Below are 24,975 nucleotides of genomic sequence, written 5' to 3' on the forward strand. Positions count from 1 at the left end.
ATTTCTATACAAGGAAATAGTTGTCGATGCTTCTCTCTAGCTGTTTGTTCAATTCCACGGGATCAGTCACCGTTTCGATCTTCACGACCTCGTCCATCGGATAAACCACAGCCAGCTTAATTTGCGAAACCCCTTGCAGATAGTTCATGCGGTGCAGAGCCCAGGTATAGGCTTCCAACTGACGGAAGGCCATATCCGAATACCTCTGCGACCCGGTCTTGTAATCCACCATCCACAAAGTTCCGTCCACAATACCCCAAAGATCGATCTGTCCCTGCATCAAAGCTTCTTTGTATTTCAGGGCAAACCCCCACTCTACAAAGCCATTCTCGATAATCTTGAGCAATGGAAGCTCCGAGGTCTGGGCCAAGAACTGCAACGGTTTGCGCAGATCCTCGTCCGAAATCTTTAAAAGCTCCTCAAAAGGACTGAACTTCAAGGCTTCAAACAGACGATGGGCATTGGTCCCTTGCTGGGCTCGAGCCAGACCTTTTCCAAGCTGGGTCGCCTTGGGGGTGTATCCCTCCCCCTGCACACCTTCCGGCGTTACTAATTCTGTTACAGAAATATACTTACGCTTCTCCGAAACTTCCGCCCCAGACCATGGAGCACGAACGTCCTTTTCAGCCAGGTCCTGCTCCATCATTCGAACAGGTTGCAAGTTCTCGGCGCGGACAACATAAGAAAAATCTTTTTCCTCATGCAAACCCTCTTCCAAGTTCAGCGGACACTGGGCTGCCCAGGACTTTTTGCCGATCTTCTTATCCCACAACAATGTCACGCCGGACTTAGCCCGTGTCAACGCCACGTAAAGCACGCGGTTGAACTCTTCCGTTTCCCGGCGGCGCAGTTCTTCCACAATCTGATCGGCCAGAACACTGCCAGCCATGGCTTGTGTTTCTTCGTTGCGAATCTTCAAAGACCACAACCCGGTTTTTTCGTGGATACTTAAAACAGGCGCATGACTGGCGCGGGGGTCACTGCCCATTCCCGGTAAGATCACCTGATCAAACTGCAAACCTTTGGAGGCATGGACCGTCATGAAGTTCACACGTTTGGGCTCAATCACCGGCGTGGCATCCGCATCCTCACCGCCTTCATCCGTAGACAAAGTTTCCAAACTCGCATCCAGGAAATCCAGATAGTTAAAGCCCGGGCGTCGCTCTTCCTGCGAAAGTAACGCCACCACCTTCCACAGATTGGCTTCACGCCGGCCCGTGGAATCAATGCGGGCCGAGTAATCAAACAGCCCCAGATCAATCAAAGCTTTTTTTAAAGTGAACGAAAGGCCTTTGGATTCGGCCTGCCCCAGTAGTGTCTTCAAAACGCGCAACGGATGCTGCTCGTCCCGACTGTCCATGTGCTTCTGTGCTTCCTTCCAGAAGGAGTGACGGAAAGAATGACAGTAGGTCACAATTTCAGAGTCCGGCAAAGCCAGCCACGGGGATCTTAAAAGAGCCACGAAATTGGCGTTGTCATGGGGATTGACCAAAAACTTCAGGATTGCCAGGGCATCCAGAACCTCTCGGCGCTCATAGAACCCGCTGCCGCTATGAAGCTGTAACGGAACTCCGTATTCCTGTGCGACCTTGGCAATGTCCTCCAACGTCTTGTGAGTACGCCCCAGAACACAAATCTGCTCTGGACTGACCCCCTGCTGCAAAAGCTCCTGAATACGGGAAACTGTTGCCAGCACTTCGGCCGAAGTCTCGTGTTCGTCGCCGGTTTCTGTCAGAAGAACCTGAACAACAGGAATGGCCGGGCCTTTTTTTTCTTTTCTTTCATCCGGAGTCATTGCCGCAAACTGCGGACTAAGACGTGTGAAATAATGGTTGAAGAACTCCAGAACCTCCGGTGATGAGCGGTAGTTCACCAGCTTCACTTGCACATCACCATTCTGAGCCGCAATCTCGTCCACTTTTTCCTTGAAGACTTCGGAACGAGCCCCGCGGAACAGATAAATACTTTGCTGAGGGTCTCCGACAATGAAGACCGGTCTTTCACCCACCAAGTGGCGCAACAGCTCCACCTGCACCGGACTGGTATCCTGGTATTCGTCGACCATCCAGAAGTCCCATTCCTGGGAAAACTTCACCGCAGCCTCCGGTTGCTCCATGATGATTTTATAGGCCAGCGCTTCAAGATCGCTCATCGACAACAGACCATTTTCAATTTTAGTCTGCATAAAATCACGGCTGAAGTTCTTTGCCAGCTCTTCAAACAGACCGCAGTTGCGCTGATGGCGATCCCAATATTCGGGGCGATAGCGCGGCTCCTTCAAAAGGACATCAATGCGGTCGCGCACTTCTTCCAGCTCTTCGTTCAGACTTAAACTGAATGGCGCTGAAGCTTTGCGAAAGACCGGCTTGCTGGTGTGTTCCCAGAAGCTTTCCAAACGCTCAAAGAACTGGGCCCACTCCGAATTATTCACATTCCAGGAAAAACAGGTCATCGCACCGGCATACTCGATCCACTTGTCATTCGAGGTCTCCTGGGAAATTTCCAGACATACACGGCGCAACTGACTGGCAATCTGCTGGACAACTTTGACGGTCTCAGCTTCCAGTTCACCGCGGGAAATAAATGTCATCCCCGGAAAGATCACATGCTCAGAGAAATACTTCAGCAGTGCGCCCTCTAAAGTCTGGAAGTCGTATTCTTCCAAAAGCTCCTGCAACTGCGGATTCTCCAGAAGATATTTGCGCATGATCTTGCGCGCGCCCTTGCGGATTTCCGAATCACTCATGATCTTGTAGTCCGGGGTCAGACCGATTGCTGAACCATAGCGGGACAGAAACAGGCTCAACACACCGTGAATGGTGGAAATCTGCACCTGAGACTTGGAACTGACAAACTGGAAAAGATCATCCCGCTTTTCCTCCAGTGCTTTCCCTAAAAGACGCTCTTTCAGTTCCTGGGTGGCTTTACGGGTGAACGTCGTCACCACAATACGGGGAAACTTTCCGTGCTGAGACTGAAAGTCGCTGGCAAACTTCAGAAAGGTCTGAGTCAAAGTGGTGGTCTTCCCCGCACCGGCACCGGCTCGCAGGATGATGTTTTTTAATTCAGATGTGGTGCCCGACATTGGCGCCTCCACTCACAGGTTGTACAAGTTTTATAATCCGCAGGACGAGCGTCACACTCGCCATTTTTGATCCGATCCAGTGTCATCATCAGGATTTGACTGAATTCGGTCAGATAGCGCTCCTTGGCTTCATAGGTGGCATTTTTATCCTTGCGCTTGGAGGCCGGATATAGAGTTCCCGCCAAGTCCTCGACCTTAAAGCCCTTGCGCTCAAAGTTTCTGAACACATAGTAGAACAAACCGATAACTTCACCCTGCACGTCTTGCATGAGGCCTTTTTCCAGAACCCACATATAAAAGAGCAGTTGCAGTTCGTGATTCTTCAGCCACGAGGCATGGGCAGAAATTCCGCCCGAGGAGCTCTTATAATCCACCACCACCAGGTGGCCTTCACCATCCGAATCCACCCGATCGATCTGACCGGAGATACGGAAGCAGTTGTCTTTGGCTTCGCGATGGATTTCCTCTGTATTTGGATCAAGATAGAACTCGAAGCGTTTTTCCCGTCCGATGGTTCGGGTCTTTTTAAATTCCTCGCGCCAACGCTTTTCAAAATCCAGGAAACGCAAACCCAGCTGGACATGACGTTTCTTCAAAGGGATCCAAAGGCGATCATCTGCAAAAATCAGTTTCTTTTCGGTTCGGACCTTTTCCAGAAGCTCTTCCAGCTCCGACACGGTCCAATCAAAACGCATGGGTTCAATCGTCAGCTGTTCAAAGATCGCATGGGCCAACTGCCCCCGGGTGCGATGATCCACATCCAAATCAATATCCGGCAAATCCTTCAGTTTGAAGTATCTTTGGGCGGCAAAAATAAACGGACACTCCAGGAAACTTTCAATAGACGAAGCCGAAATTCGTGGAAGCTCTGCTCCCTGGATAGGGGCCGAAGGGGATTTACCCAAATCCTGTAAAATACGCTCTTCCACTTGCTGCTTGCGGCCTGCCAACAAAGGACGATCCCCTCGCTGCTGCGAATGTTGCAACTCGTCCCAGCGGGTTTCCAGAGGAATCGTCAGCTTCTCATGCTCTCCCTGCAGGCTCATCCAGAATGTCGCTGGCGAACACAGAGAGCCACTTAAGTCCGTTGCTCCAAAGCAGTACAGGTCCTCATCACTATCAGCCTGAGCCAATAATCGCAGCTCAAACTCCAAATCACTTTGATCCGGATTGTCCAGATAGAAGCCAATGTCCTTGGCCAACTCAAAGTAATCCTGGCCTGACAACTGGGTTTTATTTCGACCTTTCAAAGACTCATCCGTCAGGCCCAGGAAGATACGTCGTCGCGCTTTTTCACTGTGTGCCGACATCAGCTTTGTGACCATCACACCGCGAGGCTCCCCTTTTTCCAAAGTGTACTCTTTCGCAGCGACGATGCTTTCCAGATAGCTTAACCATTCTTTCCACGTCAAGGAGGTCGAACTCACGGCATTCTGAAGAAGCTCACGCAGAATGACCTGGACGATGTCTGTTTCATCCGCGCTCCAGGACATCAACGCCTTGGCCACAAACTCGTCGCGTTTAAGAAACCCGGTCAGGTCCATCTGCTCAAAGAATACTTTATGCACAATTTCATTCCGGGCCAGGTCCTCATTGACGTAAAGGCTTTTAAACAAGGCCCGGAATTCTTCATAGCGCAGTTGCTGGGCCTCTTCTTTTTCAAAGAATGAAATCTCCAGATCCGAACTGGAAAGACGACCGCTTTTGGAACGCAAAAGCGCCAGCCAGCGCGTGACAGAAGGAAGACTTTGCGCTTTGTGGGTGATGTCCTTCTGAACGGGAATTCCCTCTTCTGCCAGATAGGCCTGAAGCACCGGCCAGTAAGTTTCAATATCCGGTGCTATGATGGCGATATTATCGGGCGCAATTCCCTGTTCCACCCAGCGGCGAACTGTGCCCACACTGTTTTTGATTTCCGCCAGCATTCCAGAGAAACGCAGAACCTCGACTTTCTTTGTCACTTCGGCGGGTTTGGGCAGCTTTTCCGTCTTGGCGCTCTGAGCGCGCAAGTCATCATAGGGTTTCAGCAGGAAGTGGAAGTCTTTGCGCCATTCAGGGTTGGGCTCCAATATCACCACATCGACAGACCGGGAAAGTACGTGCAGTAGCTCGGCCTCAACCCGTGTGATCTCCCCGCTCAGATCCACAATCAAGGGGATGTTCCAGACTCTTTCAAGTTCGTTGAAGTTTTGCAGGTATGCGGTGATCCAATCCGCAGTGATCACACGTTGGTCCTGCAGAAGTTTCAGGGCGCAGAAACGCGCACGCAAATACCATTCCTTCCAGCGGTTCATCGCCTCGGGATGGCTTTCAAACCATTCTGTCAGGCGCTGAGTTCCTTCCGGGTGAAAGATCACCGCCGCCATCTGGTCGATATAACTAAACACGGTGTCTTCCGCAGAAGAGTTTACCCCGAGCACTTCGGCGTGTTCATCCATGATGGTGCGCAGAAGAGATCTGGCAAAAGGATCACTGACCAGACGCAACCCCGGATCCAGACGCTTCAACAACATCTTCCACAGGTCACTGGCACGCAAAACGGATTCGTCGACATATTGGCCGTCACGGCCCAGAATTTTCTGCTGAAGTTCAAATTTAGTGCGAAGATCCGAAACCAGCCAGGACTGTTCTTTCGGATTGTAGTTGGCGAAGATCTCGGAAATCTGAGATCTGCTTTCGATGGAAATAACTTTCAGCATTTTTGGATTACCGGCGTTGTTTCAGTTTTCTTTTCTTGCCGTTATTATCCGTGAATTTGAAGTTAGCATCAAAGCTTAAATCAATGCTGAGGCCCACCATAATGCGATTGTCGGCACTCTGACCGGGATAGACACCCAGCTCCTCTGTGTAACTTGCAGCATCAATGCGGAAAATGAAGAAGTCCATTCCCACACCATAGGACACATAACCCTGATTCACACCCGCGCGCAGATCCAGGAATGGCAAAGAAATCTCGGTCCCCAAGTGCAGCTTCTTTCCAATCTGAATATCGGGATCCAAAAGATGCTGGCCTTCCAAGGCAATCACCCAGTCAAGGCCCGGCAAATCCACGCCCAACGAAACACCTGCTCCAAGATTCTGCGGAATATGCGAGGGCGCATCGTTCCCCGCTGTTTTTGTGAAGGCCGTGTCCCCGATATCCTTCCACACCACCGTGAGAGTCGGATTTAAAGGTGTGTCCGCAACCGTCATCAATCCAAAGTCAACACCGTAACCTGTTCCCTTATTCTGGAACTCATCCATCACGCTTTGCAAATCTCCCGCATTGGCCACCGTGGAAAGCCCCAGTTCCTGCACATCCCCACCCCAGCGATTGATTCTCTTAAGTGCCAATCCCAACGAGGTCTTCGGCCCCAAGGGATAAGCGCCACCAATCACATAGGCTTCGTCATTACGGAAATAAGTCGTAAAGGAAGGATACCCAGGATTGTGCAGTTCCAGGGACACATTATAGTCTGTGTAGTATCCAAATCCGAGGAACGGCAACGCCACCGCCGCACTGCCGGTGGCATTGGCATAGATACGACGTCCGAAAAGATTATTGTAAGTGGAAGGATCATTTTCATCCAAGTTAGAAATCGCATCAAGGTCCTCGGTGGATAACATCCGGCCACCGACATTCACGCCAAGCAGGTGTATATCCAAACCTTCAATTCGATCCATCGCTGCGGGATTTACAAACAAAGCCTCAGCACCTCGGGTCGTCGTCAAAGCCGCCCCACCCATTCCCAATGACCGTATGGAGCGATAGCTTTGGTTGATCTCCTGCGCGGAGACCTGGGAAGACACTATTAAAATAAAAATCGCAGCAACAATTTTCATCATAGCACCGGCGGTTTCAATCTAATGCAGCAGTAAGCTGGGTTGTTCAAATCATCACCCACGTCATCCGGCATCACTCCCGGAGTGCAAGTCCCAAAGCCCATGGCTGAAGAATCCATTAACACCCGAATTGTATAGAGTAGCTCTGGAGTCACCGCTGCGACATTCGTCGCCGTGCAATTGCCAGCTCCGGCCACCACTTCACACTGGGTAAGGGCATCCTGCAGCGCCGTCAAGGTTGAGTTGCCGCCGCTTAAAACCGCTGCGAGAGCCGACATGTTTTCAAAAATAATCCCAATCCCCGAGGCAATCTTCTTTGCTTCTGTATCAGTAATTGCGCGCGCCGGAGACGCCACGGGCAGCGGAATATTTAAAAAATTTTGTATCGGATCACCCTGAGGCCATCCGTCTGTTGCTGCCGACCCCGCACCACCACTGTAGTTATGGCAGATGTTATAGTCTGTTTTATAAACTCCGTCCGCCACGCCATCTTGAGTGGGATCCAGCTTTGCTCCAAGGGTCGTGCCAATTCGTGCAATCCCCAGAATCGTCAGGAACAAATTCTGATCATTGGTTCTTTCCAGAACCGATCCAAACGAGGTGATAATATTGATCGACTGATCACAGGCGCTGGTGTCCAGAGCATTGCCGGCAAAAATACTCATAAAGAACGGAAAAATACTGCTCGAGGGACTGTTCTTCAAACCGTTGATAATGTCTACAAAGGTGAATCCGCATTTTCCCGCGTAGGCTCCAGCAAGAGCCTCCTGAACGTCCACTTGGGCCGCATAGCCATCGCTCATCTGATTTTCGATGATATCAATAGCCGTGTCCCATTCCAGCGCATCAATCTTCTTTTTGGCTTCAAAGAAGAGAGCCTCATCAGAGTCTGTTTCAGAGACATCCGTCAGAAGGTTGGGCTGACCACAGGAGGTGGTCAGAGTCAAAGATAGAAGTAATATCAAAGTCCTTTTAAAACCTGTCATGCTTCATCCTTAAAAGCGGTATGCAAACTTGAAAGTGTAACGTCTGTCTTCACGAGGTGAATCCGAGGTGCCGATCTCTTCGCCGTAAGTGGCGAACTGCCACTGAAACTTTTCTGAGGCGAGTTCCATGCCCGCTGTCCAATACCTCTGATTATATCCGCCTCTTAAGAAAAGCACATCTCCGAAGTTCAATTCGAGACCGCCGTGAATCAACTTGGCCTTATCCTCTTCATCTGCTGATGTTAATAAGCCACGGTATTCCACTGTCCATGCCGATCTCACATATCTAGAATGAATCGGAAAGATTGCAGCTGCGACATCAACGTCCTGTTTGACCAAATTGGGACGGTCTGTTGTGCTCATTCGGACACCATGAGACTGATCGAAGCTGGTACCACCCACGTCACGCACCACCGCGGAGATGGTTGGAATATACGTCCAAGGTGCTGCCAGAATCAATCCCACATCGGTAGAAAGGCCCACGCCTTCCGTGCCGATGGATTCATAGTCCAACGGACCCGCCGCCGACAAAGTGGGATTGTCCACTTCCACACGACTGATCAGTTTGGTGTTAAAACCCAACTTCACACGCCCATCAAACAAGCGGAAGTTAAAGCCCAAAACAAAGGCCAGATCGTTTCTATAGTAGGTATCAATCGTCGATCCATCCTGCGCCATCTCAGCATCCAGAATATAATTTCCATACAAGCCGATGCCGAAGTTTCTTCCGACAAAGGATGGAAACACCTGAGCCTTGGCGTGATAGTAGGCGCCTCTTTTGGCATCCAGTGCCGCTTTTATGTCCTCTAGTGCATAAGGATTTGAAAACGCTTTTTCGCCATAGAAACCTTGCGTCTGATAGCCGAACTCAAGCTCTGGATCCAAGATCGTTCCATAGAAGTCACGAAGCTTGCCCAATGCCGCTGGGTTGACTAACAATGCGGTTTCATCATTCGTCACAGCAAGACAGGCACCGCCCATCCCCTGGCAACGAACCCCACTGTAAAAACTGCGGCGCTCACGCGCGTTCCCATCCGGGGTGAACGCCATCAACAGGAGAGTTTGAATCAGCGTTATCCATAAAATCCTTTTCATAGATACCTCGCTTAAATTGGTTGAGATAAATCAATGGATATATCGGCAGAATGGGGCCTCACATTGAGACGTTTCACAAAAATACATTCCTAGGTCCCGCCATTTCGTGATGATTACGAAATTAGGAGTTCTAAATTTATGAGTTAAGGACCTTCGGATAGTGCCGATAAGTTCACTATACTTAGGACCGTTATAAGGAGTTCCAGGATGTTTTCGAAGAAAATGGCAACATTGATTCTAGGATTGGGTGCAGCACTTCTCACGGGATGTGAGGCTGAACAGACTGAAAAGGACATGATTGCGGAGGCCCAGTTCTGCATGGACAAGGCACGTGATGAGGCTTCTGCCAGTGCTTGTGTTAGTAAAATCGCAGGTCTGACATCTCCGCAAGCCTACACACTTCGCTGTGCCGCCGGCTTTATTTCAGCTGAAGTTACCAGCGCAGAGAATCTTTCAAAGGCTCTGGATGCCATGACGGATCAAGGCGCTGGCGCGACTTCCATGCTGACGGTGCTGAACTTCAACAACCCGACTCTGGCGAACCAGACGGCTTTGGACTGCAATCGTTCCGGCCAAAAAGGTCTGGCGTTGATTGGCGCTTTAGCCAAAAGCTCCACAGCTCTGGCTGATGCGGCCAGCAAACTAGGCCTTGGTTCCTGTGGCGCAGATCTAAACTCCTGCCAATCGGCTATTGAAGATACAATTGCCGATATTCTACAAGATCCAAATAGTACTGCAGCAGTTGAAGCGGTGGAAGCTATCGGCGATTCTATCCAGGCGGTCTATAGCGCAACTTGCGGTGGCACAAGTGTCGCCAACAGTTCCATTTGCTCAGATATCAATGAAGCTGCCACGACAGCAGGAATTAACATCGCCACAGCGGACGTCGCAGCCATCGGCAAGGCCCTGCTAGAACAGTGGCAACCCACGCCATAAAAGGTAAATGTACCTGCTCACTTTTGCAGAAGCCTTGCATTACAAAAGGAAACGGCCCACATAGGGGCCGTTTTGCTTTTTTCATAATCCGTATTTCGGGCAAATAACTCACTGCTTCTGCAAAAGTGAGCTGGTACCTCTTAGAAGTCTAGGTTTAGGCGTGTGGCGTAGACACGGCTTTCGATAGGCGTGTTTTTAGTTCCTACATCGTTAGCATAACTGACCAGATCCAGATTGAAGATGCCCAGTTCCGCTGACAGACCTGCCGTCCAGAACGACTCTTTCAAGCCCACTCGGTAGTGACCTTTCCACCAGGATGTCACTGTCCAGTCGAACTCAAAGCCGATGTGAACGCCTTTTCTCCAGTTGAAATCCGGATGGCCCAGATCTCTGACATCAAGCACACCGCGACCACCGAAGATCCACGCAGATGGATATTCCCAGCGCGTCCCCAGATCAACAACACGATAAAGTTTTTCTGGCGTACCGTTCGTTGCTTCCTTGTTTAACAGTTTCAAGGAAGACCCAAAACCGGTTTCAGCAATGTTTCTGACAACCATACCGAAAGTGGGACGTGCCAATCGCAACACCGACCAGAATCCTTGATCCGGCAGTTCCGGCGTCCACAACAAGCCTATATCGGCATCAATTGTATAACCTTCCAGCATGTCCTCTTTTTTCAGGATCTCACTGCCTTCAGCAAAGTCCGTGGCACTGATAGGTTTGCTGTAAAATCCGCGATTCACAAATTTCCCCGTCACACCCCAGGACAGGCGACCGTTTTCAACGCCCTTCATATCATCCGCATAAGCAAGACCCAAAGTCGTGTCGGCATAAACCGTCGTATTCACCGCTGGGCCCACCAGTTGGTGCATCGCCATTTCAATCGAGATATCAGCCGGAATCAGTGCAATACCCCAATTGGGACGAACCCAGAAGCCTTCCATCGGTGACAAACGCAAAGAATAGACTTCGCCGTAATTCTTTTCAATCAGCTCCAGATAGGCTTGTGTTTTCTGCTGTTCAGTCTGGTTGCTCTTGTCGATATCTGAAAATTCATTATAGAAGTCCATGGCTTTAGGCGTTCCCGCGGCACTCAAAGACAAGTTGATCTGACCGTCTTCGCGGCGAGCCAGACCTGCGGGATTATAAAAGATAGCCGAATAATCGTTGGCAACGGCAACAAAGGCATCGCCCATTCCCAGAGCGCGAGGAGCCTGATAGTGATGGTGAATGGTCGTGCTGATACTTTCAGCCTGTGCATTTGTGCCGGAAATCATCGCAGACAGGCCCGCGAGGAGCAGGAATCCTCTTTTAGACATATTTTTGCCTCCAAAATTCTTACCATTGATTGTAGACATAATTTATACTTTGTCTTATGCGAGTTTTTACCTGCCTGCTTTTTTTGACCTTGGTCGTGAGTTCAATCCAGCTTCATGCTGCACCCACAACCACGACTACTTTAGAAACATCTCCATTGACGGGAGAAGACGACGAATATCTCGGTACCCTGAAGGCGTCGGACTTCCCTCCCCGAAAAGAATATCTGCTGAATCTTTCATTGGGCTATCAAAGTGGAAACTATCTTGAGCGCGACGAATGGCTTCAAGGCCCCTATCTGGTCGTAAGGCTGAGTTCCATCAAGCGGGATCCTCTCCCGGTCTGGGACTATGAGGTTTCTGTCAATAACGAGCAGTTCCTCGGCGCCGGCGTTGGTCACCGCTGGTATTTTGCTCCGGAGGATCGCTTTGTTCCCTACGCGCGCTTGGGAGGCCACGCCTATCTGGACACAGCCGATGGCATCACGGGATTCATCGAAATTCGCCGCTGGCGTGTTCACGCCAGCGTCGGTGCTGGCGAGACTTTCACCGGAGAATTCGGAACCGGTTTTTCAGTGACCGGCCCTGATCTATATGCGCAGTTCGGATATAATTTTCAGTTCTAATTCTTAAGACCGTCGAGCCACTTTAAAAGACGGTCCACCTCTCGAATCAAATGCTGTTCATCCCGGTTGTTATAAAGGACAAAGTCCGCCTGCTGCTCTTTGGACTGCAATGAGATCTGCGAGGCGATACGCATATCGATTTCATCTTCCGTCCACCCCTGGCGGCGCAGACGCTCTTTTTGTTGCTCTCGTGTGCAAGACACCACGATGACTGCATCGAACTGATCTTTGGCTTTGGTCTCAAAAAGCAAGGGGATATCATAAATAGCCAGAGCCGCGCCCATGTCCTCGTGCAGGCGGCGACGGCGACGGGTTTCTTCACGAATCAGCGGGTGCAAGATGGCTTCCAGCTTGTGCAACTGCTCAGGGTCACCGAAGACACGCTGCCCTAACTTGCGCCGATCCAAGCCCCCTTCTGCAGTCTGAAATTCGGATCCAAACTCTTGCAGAACAGACTTAAGTCCAGAAGATCCAGGTTTCACAACGTCTTTGGCAATCTCATCCGCGTCCACGACCGGAATATTGTGACTGCGAAGCATTCTGCTCACCGTACTTTTACCGCAAGCTATACCTCCGGTCAGTCCTATCCATTTCATCTTTGAAACTCCTTAAGGATTACTTTTATTTTACCGATAGTCCTCTCAAAGGGGAACATGAATTCATGTCTCAAGCTGTGGAACAGTTCGGTAAATACATTCTTCTAGAGAGACTCGCCGCCGGTGGGATGGCCGAAGTGTATCTGTCGAAATCCACAGGCGCCGTGGGCGTCAATAAGTTTGTCGCTATCAAACGCATTCTGCCCCAGTACTCTGACCACCAGGACTTTATTGAGATGTTTAAAGAAGAGGCAAAGATCGCCGTGAATCTGAATCACGGGAACGTTGTCTCAATTTATGATTTCGGTGTCGAGAAGGCACAGTTCTTCCTGGTTATGGAATACGTCGAAGGCCGAAACCTTCGCCAGATTCTGAATGAACTTAAAAAAACCAGCACTCAGTTCACCATCGAACAAATCGTTTACATGATTAAAGAGGTGGCTGCAGGTCTTGACCACGCCCACCGCTGTCTGGATGGGACAACAGGAAAACCTTTGAACATCGTTCACCGTGACATGAGTCCTCAGAACATCATGGTGAGCTTCGAGGGTGAAGTCAAAATCATCGACTTCGGTATCGCCAAAGCTGAAACCCAGATGGAAGCCACCAAAGCCGGGACCCTCAAAGGGAAGTACGGCTACATGAGTCCGGAACAAGCCGACGGTCAGGCGATCGACCCGCGCACGGACATTTTCTCAATGGGTATTGTGCTGTGGGAACTTCTCGCCAATGACCGCCTGTTCACTTCTAACAGTGAAGCGGCCATCCTGCGCAAGATTCGCGAGTGCCAAGTCCCTTCGATTCGCAAAATCAATCCTTCCGTTCCACCGGAACTGGAAAGAATCGTCAACAAGGCGCTGGCCAAAGACAGAAGTCTTCGCTATCAGACCGCGGCGGCTCTGCACCGTGATCTGAATCGTTTCCTGAACACCCAGTATCCGGAGTTCTCTCCGCATGACTTCAGTGTATTCATGAAAAACGCCTTCTCTGCCGCGTTCCTGGAACAGCGTCGCAAGCTCGTGGAGTTTGCGAAACTTCAGGCCCAACCCACGTCAGAGGATAAAACGATTGTCACACAAACGGACATGCGCTCGCCTTCCCGTCCCGCCCAGGTTCCGACCGAGGCACCGGATGGTGAAGAAAAGCTGGATCTGGACACTTCCACAGATATCCGTGTGAATCTGGACAATCTGAAAACTCCGCCAAAGCCTTCGATGCCGAAGGTGCCCGGAGTCAACGCCACAGATACCAATATTACTCACACACGCACTCAGGCGACCGGCACTTTCACGTCCGGGCCTAATGCAATGACACGCACCCCTTCAAGCCTATCGCAGATGGGGACCCGAACCTCCATTTCGAAGCATCAGGCTGGTTCCTCTATGGAGGACATCACCGGTCTTGCCATGAAAGCTGTCGGGGCCCTGTTGGTCGTTGTTGGTCTGTGGTGGGGCTACACCAACTTCTTCGCCAAAAAATCTGCGCCAAAAACAGCCGCTACCGCAGGTCTGACACCAAGCCCGGCCGGAAAAAATCCAGCGTCAGCTCACGGTGTGCAACAGACAGAACTGGCCGCAACGTCACCGGAATACACTGTGACCATTTACTCCAATCCGGGCGGCGCACGTGTGGTGATCGATGGCGTAGATACCGGAGAATTCACTCCGGTTCGCAAAACCGTCAAAGCCAACACTCCTTACAGCCTGCGCCTGGTTAAGGAAGGTTATACAGATTTGGTAACAACAATCACTCCGACTTATGAGGCTTACTCTTTCACGGGAACTCTGCAAAGACTTCCACGTGTGGCCTCGTTGATCATCAACATCGTCAATGGGGGAGCCAACCCTGAACTGCGCATTGCCGGAGTTCCTGTGGCGATTAAACCCAGTGGTGATGCGTACCTGATCCAGGCGGAAGTTGGTGTTAAAATACAAGCTAGAAATAAGACGACAGGACTCTCTGCAGAGACCACAATTACTGTTCCTGCGGACCAGAGAAAAATTGTAGATTTGTATCTGAAATAATTCACTTCGTCGTTCGTTTGCAGCAACTGAGGAGTTTTCATCATGACGAAGCCCACCACCCTGGGACAATCCATTTTAAGCATGCGCAGCCGCAACCCTCATAACGTGGCCGTGCAATTTAAAGCCAACAATGCATGGAAAACAAAAAACTGGGCAGAGTACTATGCCGACATCGAAACTGTCGGTTGCGCCCTGTTGTCCTTGGGGATTAAACCAGGAGATCGTGTCGCGATCATGGCCAACACCCGGATTGAATGGTCCACGTCAGATCTGGGAATCTTTGGGATCAAAGCCGTCACTGTCCCCATCTATCAGAATAACACCCCGGAAGATGTCGAATACATCCTGAACAACAGTGAAGCGCGTATTCTGCTGACGGAATCGCGCGGCCCTTTAAAAACCTTCGAAAGTGTGAAGGACAAGTGCCCGAAGGTTGAAAAGGTCGTGGTCTTTGATGAGACCTGTCCCGATCCTGATATTCTCACCTGGCCCCGTCTTATGGAACTGGGTAAAGCTTATCTGGCAAAACATCCGTCGCAGTTCCACGAGCTGTGCGGTTCTTTGAAGCCTGAAGATCTGGCGACAATTCTTTACACTTCAGGAACAACGGGTCGCCCCAAAGGGGTCGTCATGACTCATCTTCAAGCTATCAGTGAAGTGAGCGAGGCGTTTCCACTTTGTGGAGCAACGGAGAAGGATATTTCTCTTTCCTTCCTGCCCTATGCCCATATTCTTGGCCGTATTGAACACTGGGGTCACACTTACATCGGCTTCACCCTGGCCTTTGCAGAAAGCCTTGAAAAGATCCGCGGCAATCTTCCTGAGATTCGCCCCACCTTCCTGATCTCGGTTCCCCGCATCTTTGAAAAAATTTATGCCGCCATCTTTGCCCAGATTCAAACTCAGCCCATGAAGATGAAAGTCTTCAACTGGGCCCTGGACATCGGCAAAAAGGTCGGCGAATACAAAATGAGTGGACAGGTGCTGCCTCTGGATCTGCTGTTGAAGTATGAGCTTGCGCGCAAGCTGGTGTTGGGGAAAATAACAGAGGCCTTCGGTGGCCGCCTGCGCTTTGCCATCAGCGGTGGTGCCCCGATCTCAAAGGAAATTGCCCTGTTTTTCCATGCCGCAGGCATCTTGATTCTGGAAGGCTATGGCCTGACTGAAACCACAGCCGCTATCACGGTGAACACACCCTTTAACTATCGTTTCGGCAGTGTGGGTCGCCCCATTGGGGAAGTAAAACTGAAGATCGCTGATGACGGCGAAATTCTGGTCAAAAGCGACAAAGTGATGAAAGAATACTACAAAAATCCGGAAGCCACCAAAGAGGTGTTCACGGATGGCTGGTTCCACACCGGCGACATCGGAGAAATCCTGCCCAGTGGGGATCTTAAGATCACCGATCGCAAAAAGGATCTGATCAAAACCGCGGGTGGAAAATACGTGGCACCACAACGCCTGGAAGGTCTGCTGACCCTGTCACCCTATATTGCCAATGTTCTGGTTCACGGCGACCAGAAAAAATACATCGTCGCTTTGATCACCCTGGACCGTCCCGTGGTAGAAAATCTGGCGCGCGAAAAAGGGGTCGATCCGTCCGATTGGGTCAACTTCGTTCAATCCGCGTTTGTGCAGGACTTGGTTCGTAAAGCAGTGGCAGAAACCAATTCTCATCTGGCAAGCTTTGAGAGCATTAAAAAATATGTGGTCCTTCCCAACGAATTCACCGTTGAGGGAGGCGAGCTGACCCCGTCCTTGAAAGTAAAAAGGAAAGTACTGGATCAACGCTTCAAGGATAAAATTGAAGAGCTGTATCTATGAAAACACTCCTGGTCACCTCGGCGGTGACCTTTGTTCCTCACAATTACGACGGGTTGGTTTTGCCTCTGGCAAAAGACCCCCACATTGAAGCTCTGGTTGTTATTGATAACCGCAGCTTTGACATCGTCTTAAAAGCTCTTCTGCTGATCCTGAGTCTGGCCGCCCCCAGGATGGGATGGCATCTGCTGAAAAACTTCTTTGATGATTCTCTGAAAAGAAAACAGGCCGCCTACCAAGCTGCGGGCAAGAAGGTCTATGTGGTTGATGACATCAATTCAGAGCAAAGCCTGAAGCTGCTAAACGAACTGCAACCGGACTTGATTCTGAATGCACGAACACGGTCTTTCTTTAAGAAGAAACTGCTGGCTCTTCCCAAATTGGGATGTATCAATATCCATCACGGTCTGCTGCCGGATCAGCGCGGACTGATGTGTGATTTCTGGGCTCATTTGTTTGACACTCCAGCGGGTTTTTCCATTCACGAAATGACTTCGAAGCTGGATGACGGCTCCCTGCTAAAGGTCGTGGAAGTTCCCTCCGATAAAAAGGATTATTTGGCCTCCTTGGATCTTGGTGCCTCTTTGGAAGCTCAAGCAGCCTCGAACGTTCTGCGGGATATTTCCACCCGCGGCAAGATCTTAGGGCAGGCAAATCTGAAAACAGACACAACAGTTTATAGAAGCAATCCGCGTCTGCGGGACTTCTACAGGTTGCGCAGCAAAGGAGTCAGCATATGAAAACCATCATTGCTCTTCACGGGAATCCGGGCCACCCCGAAGACTGGGATTTGCTTAAGCAAGCCCTGGGTCAGGACTTCAACCTGCTGGCCGTGGATGCCCAAAGCGAGGAGTGGATTCGCCTGCTGACTCAGGACACCTCAAAAAAAGTTCTGATCGGCCATTCCTGGGGTTGCTATCGCATCCTGAAAGCGTTGCCCAAGTATGAGCAATATGTTGAACAGGTTCTTCTGGTAGCCCCTTACATCAGGCCCGAACGCGAACTTCCGGGATTGGCAAAAGGTCTTTTGAAGCTGCCTGTATTAGGGGACAAGCTGATCCAGTCCAGTCACGCCAAAGCCAAAGATTCATTTTTTGCTGACCTGATTCATCCCTTGAAGTCGGATGCTTTGCCGTATCTAAAAAAGGTGCAGGATCGTTTGCAGGACTGGAAGCTGTGGCAGAAGACTGCTTTTAATAAGATTAAAATGCAGGACAATCCCTGGAGCACCAGTGATGTATGCAAAGTCCCCGTGACGGCCATTTTCGGTAAAGACGACAAGATCAGTCAGGAATCCGTGCAGCTTGAAATCATCAAGCAATACCCATCCCACAAGATCATCCATCTGGAAAAAGCCGGTCATGGCCTTTTGTGGTCGCATGTAGCCGATTTACTCAGTGTCGTGAAAGGGCGTCCTCAGACAGCCGCCGCAGGCCATAAAATTGGCTATTATCCCGACAGTGATGAACGCAACAACGTCATCACCTACATGGAAAAACATTTGCGTGAGTTCCCGGAAAGAGTCGCCCTTCGCTGGGCCAACCCACAAGCCTTGGCACAATGGGATGGCAACCCCAGAACTCCGATCAAACACGACGAAATCACTTACCGTCATTTTGCCGCCCGTATTAATTCCTTCGCCCGCGGCCTGATGGACATTGGCATTAAAAAAGGTGATCGCGTGATCATCTTCCTGCCGATGAGTCTGGACATGTACACCGCGATGTTTGCCGTTCAACGTATTGGCGCCATTGCGGTCTTCCTGGATTCCTGGGCTCGCAGCCATCACTTGGGCGCTTCGGCAGAATGCGTGGGTCCGAAAGCCATGATCAGCTTTAAAATGGCGTTCGATCTGGTGGAGCAGGTTCCAGAGTTTAAATCCATGCCGATTCGTATCTTGTACGGTCCGGGTGATAAGTTCACTCACAAATTTGAAGACTTACTGAAACAGGAACCCTCCCCTATCGAACCGGTTGAAAGTGAATTCACGGCCTTGATCACGTTCACCACCGGCTCCACCGGGAAACCGAAGGGTGCTAACCGCACTCACCGTTTTCTGTCGGCCCAGCACCACGCACTTTCTCACGTGATTCCGTACACAGAGAAAGACAAAGACATGCCGGCCTTCCCTATCTTTAGTCTGAACAATCTGGCGTCCGGTGTGACGACCATTTTGCCAGCCTTGAATCTGGCGGCTCCGGCCGCCCATGATTCGGCCTTACTGACCTGCCAGATTCTAAGTGAAAATATCAACTGCACAACCCTTTCCCCAAGCATGCTTGTGGGTGTGGCGAAATACTGCAAAGAAAACAACATCCAACTGACCGGGCTGCGCCGAGTGGTCACGGGTGGAGCGCCGATTTCCAAAGATGACGTAAAAGCATTCTATGAAATCGCCCCACAAACGGACCTGTGGATTCTTTATGGTTCCACCGAAGCTGAACCCATGGCCCACATCGAGGGACGTGACATGCTGAAAGAAAGCAATATCACTGACCCGGAAATCATCGAGGAAGGCGTTAACGTCGGCCATATCAGTGAAGATATCGACTATCGCTTTATCCGCATCAAGGATGGCCCGATTGAATTGAAGGACTCCCCATGGTCGAAAATTGAAGTGCCTGACGGTGAAGTCGGGGAATTTATCTGCACAGGGGATCACGTTTGTCGTGATTACTACAACAATCCAGACGCCTTTAAGACCACAAAGATTCTGGATGAAAAAAATCGCGTGTGGCACCGCACCGGTGATCTGGCCTATATTGATTCCGAGAAAAATCTTTGGATCGTGGGTCGTGTGAACAACGCGATCGAGCGCGCTGGCAAATACTACTTCCCCGTGCGCGCCGAGGTTTTACTGAAACGGATGGACTTCACTTACCGTTGTGCCTTCCTGGGCGTGGAAGACTCCAAGTTGGGACAAGCCACGTACGCTGTGGTGGAGCTCAAAGAGGGCATCGATAAAACCACTTTCGACTTTGCCGCCGCCAAAAAGGAGATCCAACGGGTCTTTGAGAAAAATAAAATCCCCGTGGATGAGATCAAATTCGTCAACAAGGTTCCAATGGATCCGCGTCACCATTCCAAGGTGGAATACAAGGTCCTGCGCGATCAACTGAAGGAGCCGGGAGTTGTGATTGGCTAAGTGGTGGATACTGATTAAAGAAAGATTCAGTCCCGCTTCCTATGTGCCCATGATTTTTCTTTTCTCCTGGGCCAACGGGCTTTACCTTTCCCAGTCATTTAAAATGGAATGGGATTGGGGCCGCTTTGCAATGGTCTTTGTGTTGTTGCTGTCCTTCTTTTTCCGCATGCGTCTGTTTGATGAAATCAAAGACTATGAAGTGGACTTGAAGGTCAATCCCACCCGCCCCTTGGCGCGCGGAGTCCTGTCAGTGGCTCAGGTTAAAAAGGCGCTGCTTTTGCTGATTGTCTTTGAACTTGGGGTGGCCGGATCGCTGGGCCTTTCCCCTTTCCTGATTCACGCCATCGCCATTGGCTACAGTCTGATGATGTATGAAGAGTTCTTTATCGGAGACCTGCTTCGTCCCCATCTGACCACTTATGCTGTGACACACACTTTCGTCAGCACGTTGCTGGGCCTTTCTGCCGGAATTGCCATGACGGGAGCTGAGCTTTCGCAGCTCACCTGGCATCATGCTCTCTTTTTCCTGATGAACTGGGCCTTTTTCAACTTATTTGAATTTACCCGAAAGACATTCGCCCCCGAGGAAGAACGGGACCATGTGCCGAGTTATTCCAACATCTTTGGCTGCCACGGCGCCTGGGCTCTTTCCATCAGTCAGGCGGTGCTGGGTGTGGGTGTGATCTTCTATTTAAAGCCGCACATCCTGCCTCCTCTGGCGCTGACTTTGTATGTGGCCGTCAGCCTGGCCTACCTGCTGCGCAAAACCAGAAAGACCGCCTCTCTGTTTAGAAATCTGTCCGGTGCTTACTTGTTGCTTCATTACATTATCCTCGTTTACATCGTGGGAGTTTAATCATGCTAGTCACCCCGAAATCGACCCTGTTTTTTGCAAAGAATGAGGCCGGAGGAAAAGGCTTTAACCTTTACCTGATGTCACAAGCAGGTCTGCCGGTTCCTGAGTGGGTGGTTTTCGGAAAAAGATACTTCCATGACTTCCTGCAATCTGCTGATGTGAAGCTGAATCTGGAAAATATTCTGGATCGTCTGCTCCGTCAGGAAATCACGGCGGCTCAGGCCGAAAAAGACATCAATGCCCTGTTTGAACAAACCGCGTTGCCCCCGACTGTGGCGACTTCATTGGAGGCCGCACTGAAAGATCTGGGCGCGGATAAGGTGTTCTCGGTGCGGTCCTCTGCCGCCGATGAAGACAGCCTCGCACACTCGTTTGCCGGGCAACTTTCAAGCTTTCTCTATGTCTCTGGCAAAGAAGATATCTTGAAGTACATCCGCCAGTGCTGGGCTTCGGCCTTTTCGGAACGCGGCTTGGTCTATCGGTTGGAAAACAAAATCGATCTAAAAAAGATATCTGTCTCTGTGGTGTTACAGCGAATGATCGACCCGGATAAATCCGGGGTTCTGTTCACCTGTGATCCTGTGGCCAAGAAAACGGATTCTTATGTGGTCTCTGCCGTGTATGGCGTTGGTGAGGGTCTGGTGTCCGGGGCGCTGGATGCGGATTCTTTCTGGCTGGATGCCAAAACTGGCAAACTGCTGCGGGAAGAACTGGTTGAAAAGAAAGAGATGATGAAAAAGTCCGCGTCGGGTCATTGTGAAATGAAGCCCGTTGCTGCAGAAAAGGTGAATACATCCTCTTTGAGTACCGACGAACTTCAGGGCCTCTATCGCCTGGGTCACAAGATTCAGGAACAGTATCACCGCCCCCAGGACATCGAGTGGGCCGTTGAAGGTGGCAAAATCTATATTTTGCAAACTCGTCCCGTGACCAGCCTGGATCAGGATCTGATCGGGTATCCGAATCTGTGGGACAATTCCAATATCATTGAATCCTATGGCGGTCTGACGTCACCTTTGAGCTTCAGTTTTGCCCTTCGTAACTATAAGGCCGTCTATGTCCAATTCTGCGAGGTTCTGGGGGTTCCCAACGACATCATCAAGGATATGGATTCCTACCTAAGTTACATGCTGGGTTCTTTGAACGGTCGCGTGTACTACAATCTTTTTAACTGGTACAAGCTGGTGGGTGTTTTACCGGGCTTTAAGCAGAACCGCGAATTCATGGAAACCATGATGGGTGTTTCTGAAGCTCTCAGTGATGAAATCGCCGACCGTATCAAACCTCACCCGTCGTGGGACACACCCATGGGACGCGTGCGCAAAATAGTGACGGGATATAACTTTATCAAGTATCACTTCACGATTCAAAAGGTGGTCGACGACTTCCTGACAACCTTCCATAAGGATTATGATCGCTTCCGCGCCATGCCTTTAAAGCGCATGCGGGGCGATCAGTTGATCCGCGTCTATATGGATGTGGAAAGAAACATGCTGGGCCGCTGGAAGGCACCGATCATCAATGACTTCCTGTGTATGGTGCACTTCGGTTTATTAAGAAAGCTCACCACCACCTGGCTGAAGGAGCTTGATTCCACGATTCAGAATGACCTTCTGGCCGGTGAAGGCGGACTGGAAAGTGCAGAACCTACAAAGGCATTGTTACGACTGGCTCACAAGGCCCATCAGAACGAAGGTTTGCGCCAGCTAATTGAGACCACGGACCCGAAAGAGGGCCTGGAGGCTTTGAATCAATCCCCGTACACTGAATTCTACAAGATGGTCCTGGACTATCTGGATCGCTTCGGCTTCCGGTGCATGAGCGAAATGAAGCTGGAGGAAATCGATCTTCTGACGGATCCAAGCTATCTGTTTGTCTGCCTGAAAAACTACTTAAAATCCGGACAGGTTGAGGTCCACGACGACAGCCACGAAAAGAATCTGCGCCAGAAAGCCGAGGAAAAAGTCGCCGGACATCTGACGGGATTCAAAAAGAAGATCTATTTCTGGGTGCTAAAACACGCCCGTAAAGCTGTGAAGAATCGCGAAAACACACGCTTTGCCCGTACACGTATCTATGGCATTGCCCGCACCATCTTCCAGTCCATCGGTGAAGATCTGGCGGCGCTGGGAGCTCTGGATCATCCACGGGATATTTTCTGGCTGACCATTGAGGAAGTCTTTGGAATCTACAATGGAACCCTGCCGTCCTTTAACCTGAAAGCCATTGTCGAGCTTCGCAAAAAAGACTACGCCGTTTTCGGCGAAGAAACCGATCCACGTGTTTTAACCCGTGGCGCGGTTTATTGGAATAATCAGTTCATCAAAGAAGAAGAGCTGCCTGCATCGTCTGAGACGGGTGATTGGGATCTGAAGGGTCTGCCTTGCTGTCCGGGAGTGCTGGAAGGCGTGGTGAAAGTCATCATCAACCCAAGCGACAATCTGGAACTCAACGGTGAGATTCTGGTCACGGCCAGAACCGATCCGGGTTGGGTCCCCTTGTACCCGTCGATTTCTGGCTTGCTGGTGGAACGCGGAAGCTTACTGTCTCACTCAGCCATCGTCGCCCGTGAGATGGGTATCCCCGCGATTGTCAGTATTCCGGGACTGACAAAGAAACTAAAAACCGGCATGCGCGTCCGTATCGACGCCAAAGCCGGAACAATTAAAATCCTCGATTAAAGAGGTACCTGCTCACTTCTGCAGAAGCGGCGAGTTATTTGTCCGAAATCGGAATCTTAAAAATGCGAAACGGCCCTAAAATGGGCCGTTTTCGTTTCTGCCGCAGAGCTTCTGTAAAAGTGAGCAGGTACCTTTTAGAGGTTGAGGGTGCCTTGTTCGAGTTGGTCGAGGCCTTTGAAGATGGCCTTCATTTGGTCTGAGAAGACTGTGGAGACCTTTTCGTCCAGATCGACCGTTGTACATGGCACAGCACCAATCAACTTCTTCAGCACCTTACACTTTGTCACCGTCGAACAACGGGTGTTGTTACAAGCCACGGCCTTACCATTAAAGAAACTGAGTGTCGGGTTGTTCATAAAAGCCTGCGTATCGATAGCCTCAGAGCAGGCCTTGCGTCTGTTGCCGCTTTTATCAGAAGGACACATCCAGTCCTTCACCGCTTCGATCATATCCGCACGGGAGGACTGCAAAGAAAGGGGTTTCACCGTTGGCGTCAGCAATGTGAAGTGGATCGTCGCCTGAGGAATCAAAGAATCCACCGGAGAGAACACTTTATAGAAACCAAGACCGCGCGTGAATGTACCAAAGGAATCAACATAAGGAGAATTCACAGGCTTCAGACGAAGACATTTCTTCGTTGTACATTCCAGAGTTTTCTGAATGATTCGAGACGTTGTCCCGATGCGAGTGAGATTCTCAGGATAGTAACCCACGTCGTGATAGTACCAGTTGCCATCACTCATCATTTCCTGGAAATCAGAAGATGCGAAAGAACCAAAGACCGGACGACGCCACATTTGTGCCGCTGCCGGAGCCAAAAGCCAGCCAGAATTACACGAATGGAAAACCACAAAAGCGTTGGGAGCCAGAACTTTGCCAATTTCAGCAAATTCCGGGTCTTCGTGATCCAAACGATCACGTTTGTCCTGAAGACGGAAGCCATTATAGGTATTGGCGTGTCCATAGAACTGCAAAGAACTGACAGGCACGTTCAGATACTGCAGTGCCAGAACCAGGCGCTCTTTGCTAAGGTCGTCATTATCCTCTTTGCGAAAACCAAAGCCTTCCTTCGCCAGCATGGATCTTTCCATAGAGAAGGACTCGTTCACTGCACTGATAATCACACGTTGTCTTTGCGGGAAACGATCGCGGGAAACAGCGGCCCCCAAGATCGCCGACTTCAGGAACTGAGTGCCTTGATCGTTACCGAAGCCCGCGACAAAGACGTCCGTCGGAACACCTGGGCGAAGCTTCGCCGGTTCAGAGGCAATAAAGTAAGCTTCACTTTTTTGTGCCCAAGAGCCCACCACCAGCGCCAGAGCACCCATCAGAAGTTTCATCTTCATAACAACCCCATCTAAAAAGAATTTATTTAAGCGAGAACGGTTCTACCACACCCCGTCCCTTTTCCAAAAGCGCCCTCGGATTTCTGCTCTGGCACATGAAAAGACTTCAGCGCCAGGCCGAAGAGTGTCAACTTTCTAGACAGATTTGCTTCTCAACAATAACTCAGAAAAGTCACTTGTCTCGTTTTTAGACAGGCTGTAGGCCCTCATCTACGCCAGAAAGGCCCTGGAATCGGGCATAGAACTGGCAGCTCTCCCGATGAGTTTAACTGCAACTATTGGAGTGTTTATATGAAAGTTCTGTCTTCTCTTCTTTTGCTGGTATTGGGTTTTTCGGCAACAACGGCTTCTGCCTATGGTTTGGAGTGCACAACTCAGACTCATAAGATTGACTTTATGACCTTGGATCGTGACGGTGGCGAAGAAACCGTGACTGTTCACTATCTCAGCGAAAAGAAAGAGCGCTTCCTGGTATTGCAGAACAACGCCGGCTCTGTCGTGGCCGTTAAGGACAATGCTTTAGATGGCGGAAATTCATCCCGCGGCGTGATTCTGAACTACAACCTGCAGACGGGTCGCGGCGTTCTGGCTCTTGATGGTGACGTCATCGACGTGACGTGCACCAACAAATAATCCT

Annotated in this window: 17 protein-coding genes; 9 read left to right on the plus strand and 8 right to left on the minus strand. The window is 50.4% G+C overall.

Features of this window, described 5'->3' with window-relative positions; genetic code table 11:
* Window positions 1–4: 4 nt before the first annotated feature.
* The 5 genes from ACZ5ZZ_RS14020 to ACZ5ZZ_RS14040 are packed head-to-tail and all read right to left on the minus strand — an operon-like array spanning window position 5 to window position 8,988.
* Window positions 5–3,085, minus strand: a complete 3,081-nt coding sequence (locus ACZ5ZZ_RS14020) for a UvrD-helicase domain-containing protein (RefSeq protein ID WP_464139947.1) — start codon at window positions 3,083–3,085, stop codon at window positions 5–7.
* On the minus strand, window positions 3,061–5,784 hold the full coding sequence (locus ACZ5ZZ_RS14025; RefSeq protein ID WP_464139949.1) for a PD-(D/E)XK nuclease family protein: 2,724 nt from the start codon (window positions 5,782–5,784) through the stop codon (window positions 3,061–3,063). Before ACZ5ZZ_RS14025 ends, ACZ5ZZ_RS14020 begins: the two co-directional genes overlap by 25 nt.
* Window positions 5,785–5,791: 7 nt before the next feature.
* Window positions 5,792–6,910 (minus strand): hypothetical protein, encoded by a 1,119-nt coding sequence (locus ACZ5ZZ_RS14030; protein ID WP_464131875.1) that lies wholly within the window; start codon window positions 6,908–6,910, stop codon window positions 5,792–5,794.
* Window positions 6,907–7,893, minus strand: a complete 987-nt coding sequence (locus ACZ5ZZ_RS14035) for a hypothetical protein (RefSeq protein WP_464131877.1) — start codon at window positions 7,891–7,893, stop codon at window positions 6,907–6,909. Before ACZ5ZZ_RS14035 ends, ACZ5ZZ_RS14030 begins: the two co-directional genes overlap by 4 nt.
* 9 nt (window positions 7,894–7,902) lie before the next feature.
* Window positions 7,903–8,988, minus strand: a complete 1,086-nt coding sequence (locus ACZ5ZZ_RS14040) for a PorV/PorQ family protein (RefSeq protein WP_464131879.1) — start codon at window positions 8,986–8,988, stop codon at window positions 7,903–7,905.
* A gap of 207 nt (window positions 8,989–9,195) precedes the next feature.
* Here ACZ5ZZ_RS14040 and ACZ5ZZ_RS14045 point away from each other — a divergent pair, with 207 nt between their 5' ends.
* Window positions 9,196–9,924 carry a hypothetical protein gene (locus ACZ5ZZ_RS14045; RefSeq protein WP_464139951.1) on the plus strand — a complete coding sequence of 243 codons (729 nt, stop codon included), beginning with the start codon at window positions 9,196–9,198 and terminating at the stop codon, window positions 9,922–9,924.
* A 140-nt stretch (window positions 9,925–10,064) separates the two neighbouring features.
* Here ACZ5ZZ_RS14045 and ACZ5ZZ_RS14050 read toward each other — a convergent pair whose 3' ends face one another.
* Complete coding sequence (locus ACZ5ZZ_RS14050; RefSeq protein WP_464118315.1) at window positions 10,065–11,246, minus strand: PorV/PorQ family protein; 1,182 nt, start codon at window positions 11,244–11,246, stop codon at window positions 10,065–10,067.
* Between the two features lie 56 nt (window positions 11,247–11,302).
* Between ACZ5ZZ_RS14050 and ACZ5ZZ_RS14055 the strand changes: the two genes are divergently transcribed.
* Window positions 11,303–11,869: a hypothetical protein gene (locus ACZ5ZZ_RS14055; protein WP_464139953.1), complete on the plus strand. Its 567-nt coding sequence runs from the start codon at window positions 11,303–11,305 to the stop codon at window positions 11,867–11,869.
* Here the strand turns inward: ACZ5ZZ_RS14055 and coaE are convergent.
* On the minus strand, window positions 11,866–12,465 hold the full coding sequence (gene coaE, locus ACZ5ZZ_RS14060) for a dephospho-CoA kinase (protein WP_464131885.1): 600 nt from the start codon (window positions 12,463–12,465) through the stop codon (window positions 11,866–11,868). The genes ACZ5ZZ_RS14055 and coaE overlap by 4 nt on opposite strands.
* Before the next feature lie 65 nt (window positions 12,466–12,530).
* Here coaE and ACZ5ZZ_RS14065 point away from each other — a divergent pair, with 65 nt between their 5' ends.
* From ACZ5ZZ_RS14065 to ACZ5ZZ_RS14090, 6 genes are read left to right on the plus strand one after another with little or no spacing between them, the layout of a single operon-like run.
* Window positions 12,531–14,489: a protein kinase domain-containing protein gene (locus ACZ5ZZ_RS14065; RefSeq protein ID WP_464131887.1), complete on the plus strand. Its 1,959-nt coding sequence runs from the start codon at window positions 12,531–12,533 to the stop codon at window positions 14,487–14,489.
* A gap of 42 nt (window positions 14,490–14,531) precedes the next feature.
* Entirely contained in the window at window positions 14,532–16,313 is a 1,782-nt protein-coding gene (locus ACZ5ZZ_RS14070; RefSeq protein ID WP_464139955.1) for an AMP-dependent synthetase/ligase, read from the plus strand.
* A complete protein-coding gene (locus ACZ5ZZ_RS14075; protein WP_464139956.1) occupies window positions 16,310–17,050 on the plus strand; it encodes a formyltransferase family protein in 741 nt (246 codons plus the stop codon). The genes ACZ5ZZ_RS14070 and ACZ5ZZ_RS14075 overlap by 4 nt, the downstream gene beginning before the upstream one ends.
* On the plus strand, window positions 17,047–19,455 hold the full coding sequence (locus ACZ5ZZ_RS14080) for an alpha/beta fold hydrolase (RefSeq protein ID WP_464139958.1): 2,409 nt from the start codon (window positions 17,047–17,049) through the stop codon (window positions 19,453–19,455). The genes ACZ5ZZ_RS14075 and ACZ5ZZ_RS14080 overlap by 4 nt, the downstream gene beginning before the upstream one ends.
* Window positions 19,448–20,311: a UbiA family prenyltransferase gene (locus ACZ5ZZ_RS14085; protein ID WP_464139960.1), complete on the plus strand. Its 864-nt coding sequence runs from the start codon at window positions 19,448–19,450 to the stop codon at window positions 20,309–20,311. The genes ACZ5ZZ_RS14080 and ACZ5ZZ_RS14085 overlap by 8 nt, the downstream gene beginning before the upstream one ends.
* A 2-nt stretch (window positions 20,312–20,313) precedes the next feature.
* On the plus strand, window positions 20,314–22,992 hold the full coding sequence (locus ACZ5ZZ_RS14090) for a phosphoenolpyruvate synthase (protein WP_464139962.1): 2,679 nt from the start codon (window positions 20,314–20,316) through the stop codon (window positions 22,990–22,992).
* A gap of 134 nt (window positions 22,993–23,126) precedes the next feature.
* Here ACZ5ZZ_RS14090 and ACZ5ZZ_RS14095 read toward each other — a convergent pair whose 3' ends face one another.
* A complete protein-coding gene (locus ACZ5ZZ_RS14095; RefSeq protein WP_464131898.1) occupies window positions 23,127–24,338 on the minus strand; it encodes a hypothetical protein in 1,212 nt (403 codons plus the stop codon).
* A gap of 291 nt (window positions 24,339–24,629) precedes the next feature.
* Here ACZ5ZZ_RS14095 and ACZ5ZZ_RS14100 point away from each other — a divergent pair, with 291 nt between their 5' ends.
* Window positions 24,630–24,971: a hypothetical protein gene (locus tag ACZ5ZZ_RS14100; RefSeq protein WP_464139964.1), complete on the plus strand. Its 342-nt coding sequence runs from the start codon at window positions 24,630–24,632 to the stop codon at window positions 24,969–24,971.
* Window positions 24,972–24,975 lie beyond the last annotated feature (4 nt).

The organism is Bdellovibrio sp. HM001, from assembly GCF_055397275.1.

Coding starts and splice junctions, on each gene's coding strand:
- ACZ5ZZ_RS14020 (WP_464139947.1), bottom strand. CDS start 3,085: ATGTCGGGCACCACATCTGAATTAAAAAACATCATCCTGCGAGCCGGT.
- ACZ5ZZ_RS14025 (WP_464139949.1), bottom strand. CDS start 5,784: ATGCTGAAAGTTATTTCCATCGAAAGCAGATCTCAGATTTCCGAGATC.
- ACZ5ZZ_RS14030 (WP_464131875.1), bottom strand. CDS start 6,910: ATGATGAAAATTGTTGCTGCGATTTTTATTTTAATAGTGTCTTCCCAG.
- ACZ5ZZ_RS14035 (WP_464131877.1), bottom strand. CDS start 7,893: ATGACAGGTTTTAAAAGGACTTTGATATTACTTCTATCTTTGACTCTG.
- ACZ5ZZ_RS14040 (WP_464131879.1), bottom strand. CDS start 8,988: ATGAAAAGGATTTTATGGATAACGCTGATTCAAACTCTCCTGTTGATG.
- ACZ5ZZ_RS14045 (WP_464139951.1), top strand. CDS start 9,196: ATGTTTTCGAAGAAAATGGCAACATTGATTCTAGGATTGGGTGCAGCA.
- ACZ5ZZ_RS14050 (WP_464118315.1), bottom strand. CDS start 11,246: ATGTCTAAAAGAGGATTCCTGCTCCTCGCGGGCCTGTCTGCGATGATT.
- ACZ5ZZ_RS14055 (WP_464139953.1), top strand. CDS start 11,303: ATGCGAGTTTTTACCTGCCTGCTTTTTTTGACCTTGGTCGTGAGTTCA.
- coaE (WP_464131885.1), bottom strand. CDS start 12,465: ATGAAATGGATAGGACTGACCGGAGGTATAGCTTGCGGTAAAAGTACG.
- ACZ5ZZ_RS14065 (WP_464131887.1), top strand. CDS start 12,531: ATGTCTCAAGCTGTGGAACAGTTCGGTAAATACATTCTTCTAGAGAGA.
- ACZ5ZZ_RS14070 (WP_464139955.1), top strand. CDS start 14,532: ATGACGAAGCCCACCACCCTGGGACAATCCATTTTAAGCATGCGCAGC.
- ACZ5ZZ_RS14075 (WP_464139956.1), top strand. CDS start 16,310: ATGAAAACACTCCTGGTCACCTCGGCGGTGACCTTTGTTCCTCACAAT.
- ACZ5ZZ_RS14080 (WP_464139958.1), top strand. CDS start 17,047: ATGAAAACCATCATTGCTCTTCACGGGAATCCGGGCCACCCCGAAGAC.
- ACZ5ZZ_RS14090 (WP_464139962.1), top strand. CDS start 20,314: ATGCTAGTCACCCCGAAATCGACCCTGTTTTTTGCAAAGAATGAGGCC.
- ACZ5ZZ_RS14095 (WP_464131898.1), bottom strand. CDS start 24,338: ATGAAGATGAAACTTCTGATGGGTGCTCTGGCGCTGGTGGTGGGCTCT.
- ACZ5ZZ_RS14100 (WP_464139964.1), top strand. CDS start 24,630: ATGAAAGTTCTGTCTTCTCTTCTTTTGCTGGTATTGGGTTTTTCGGCA.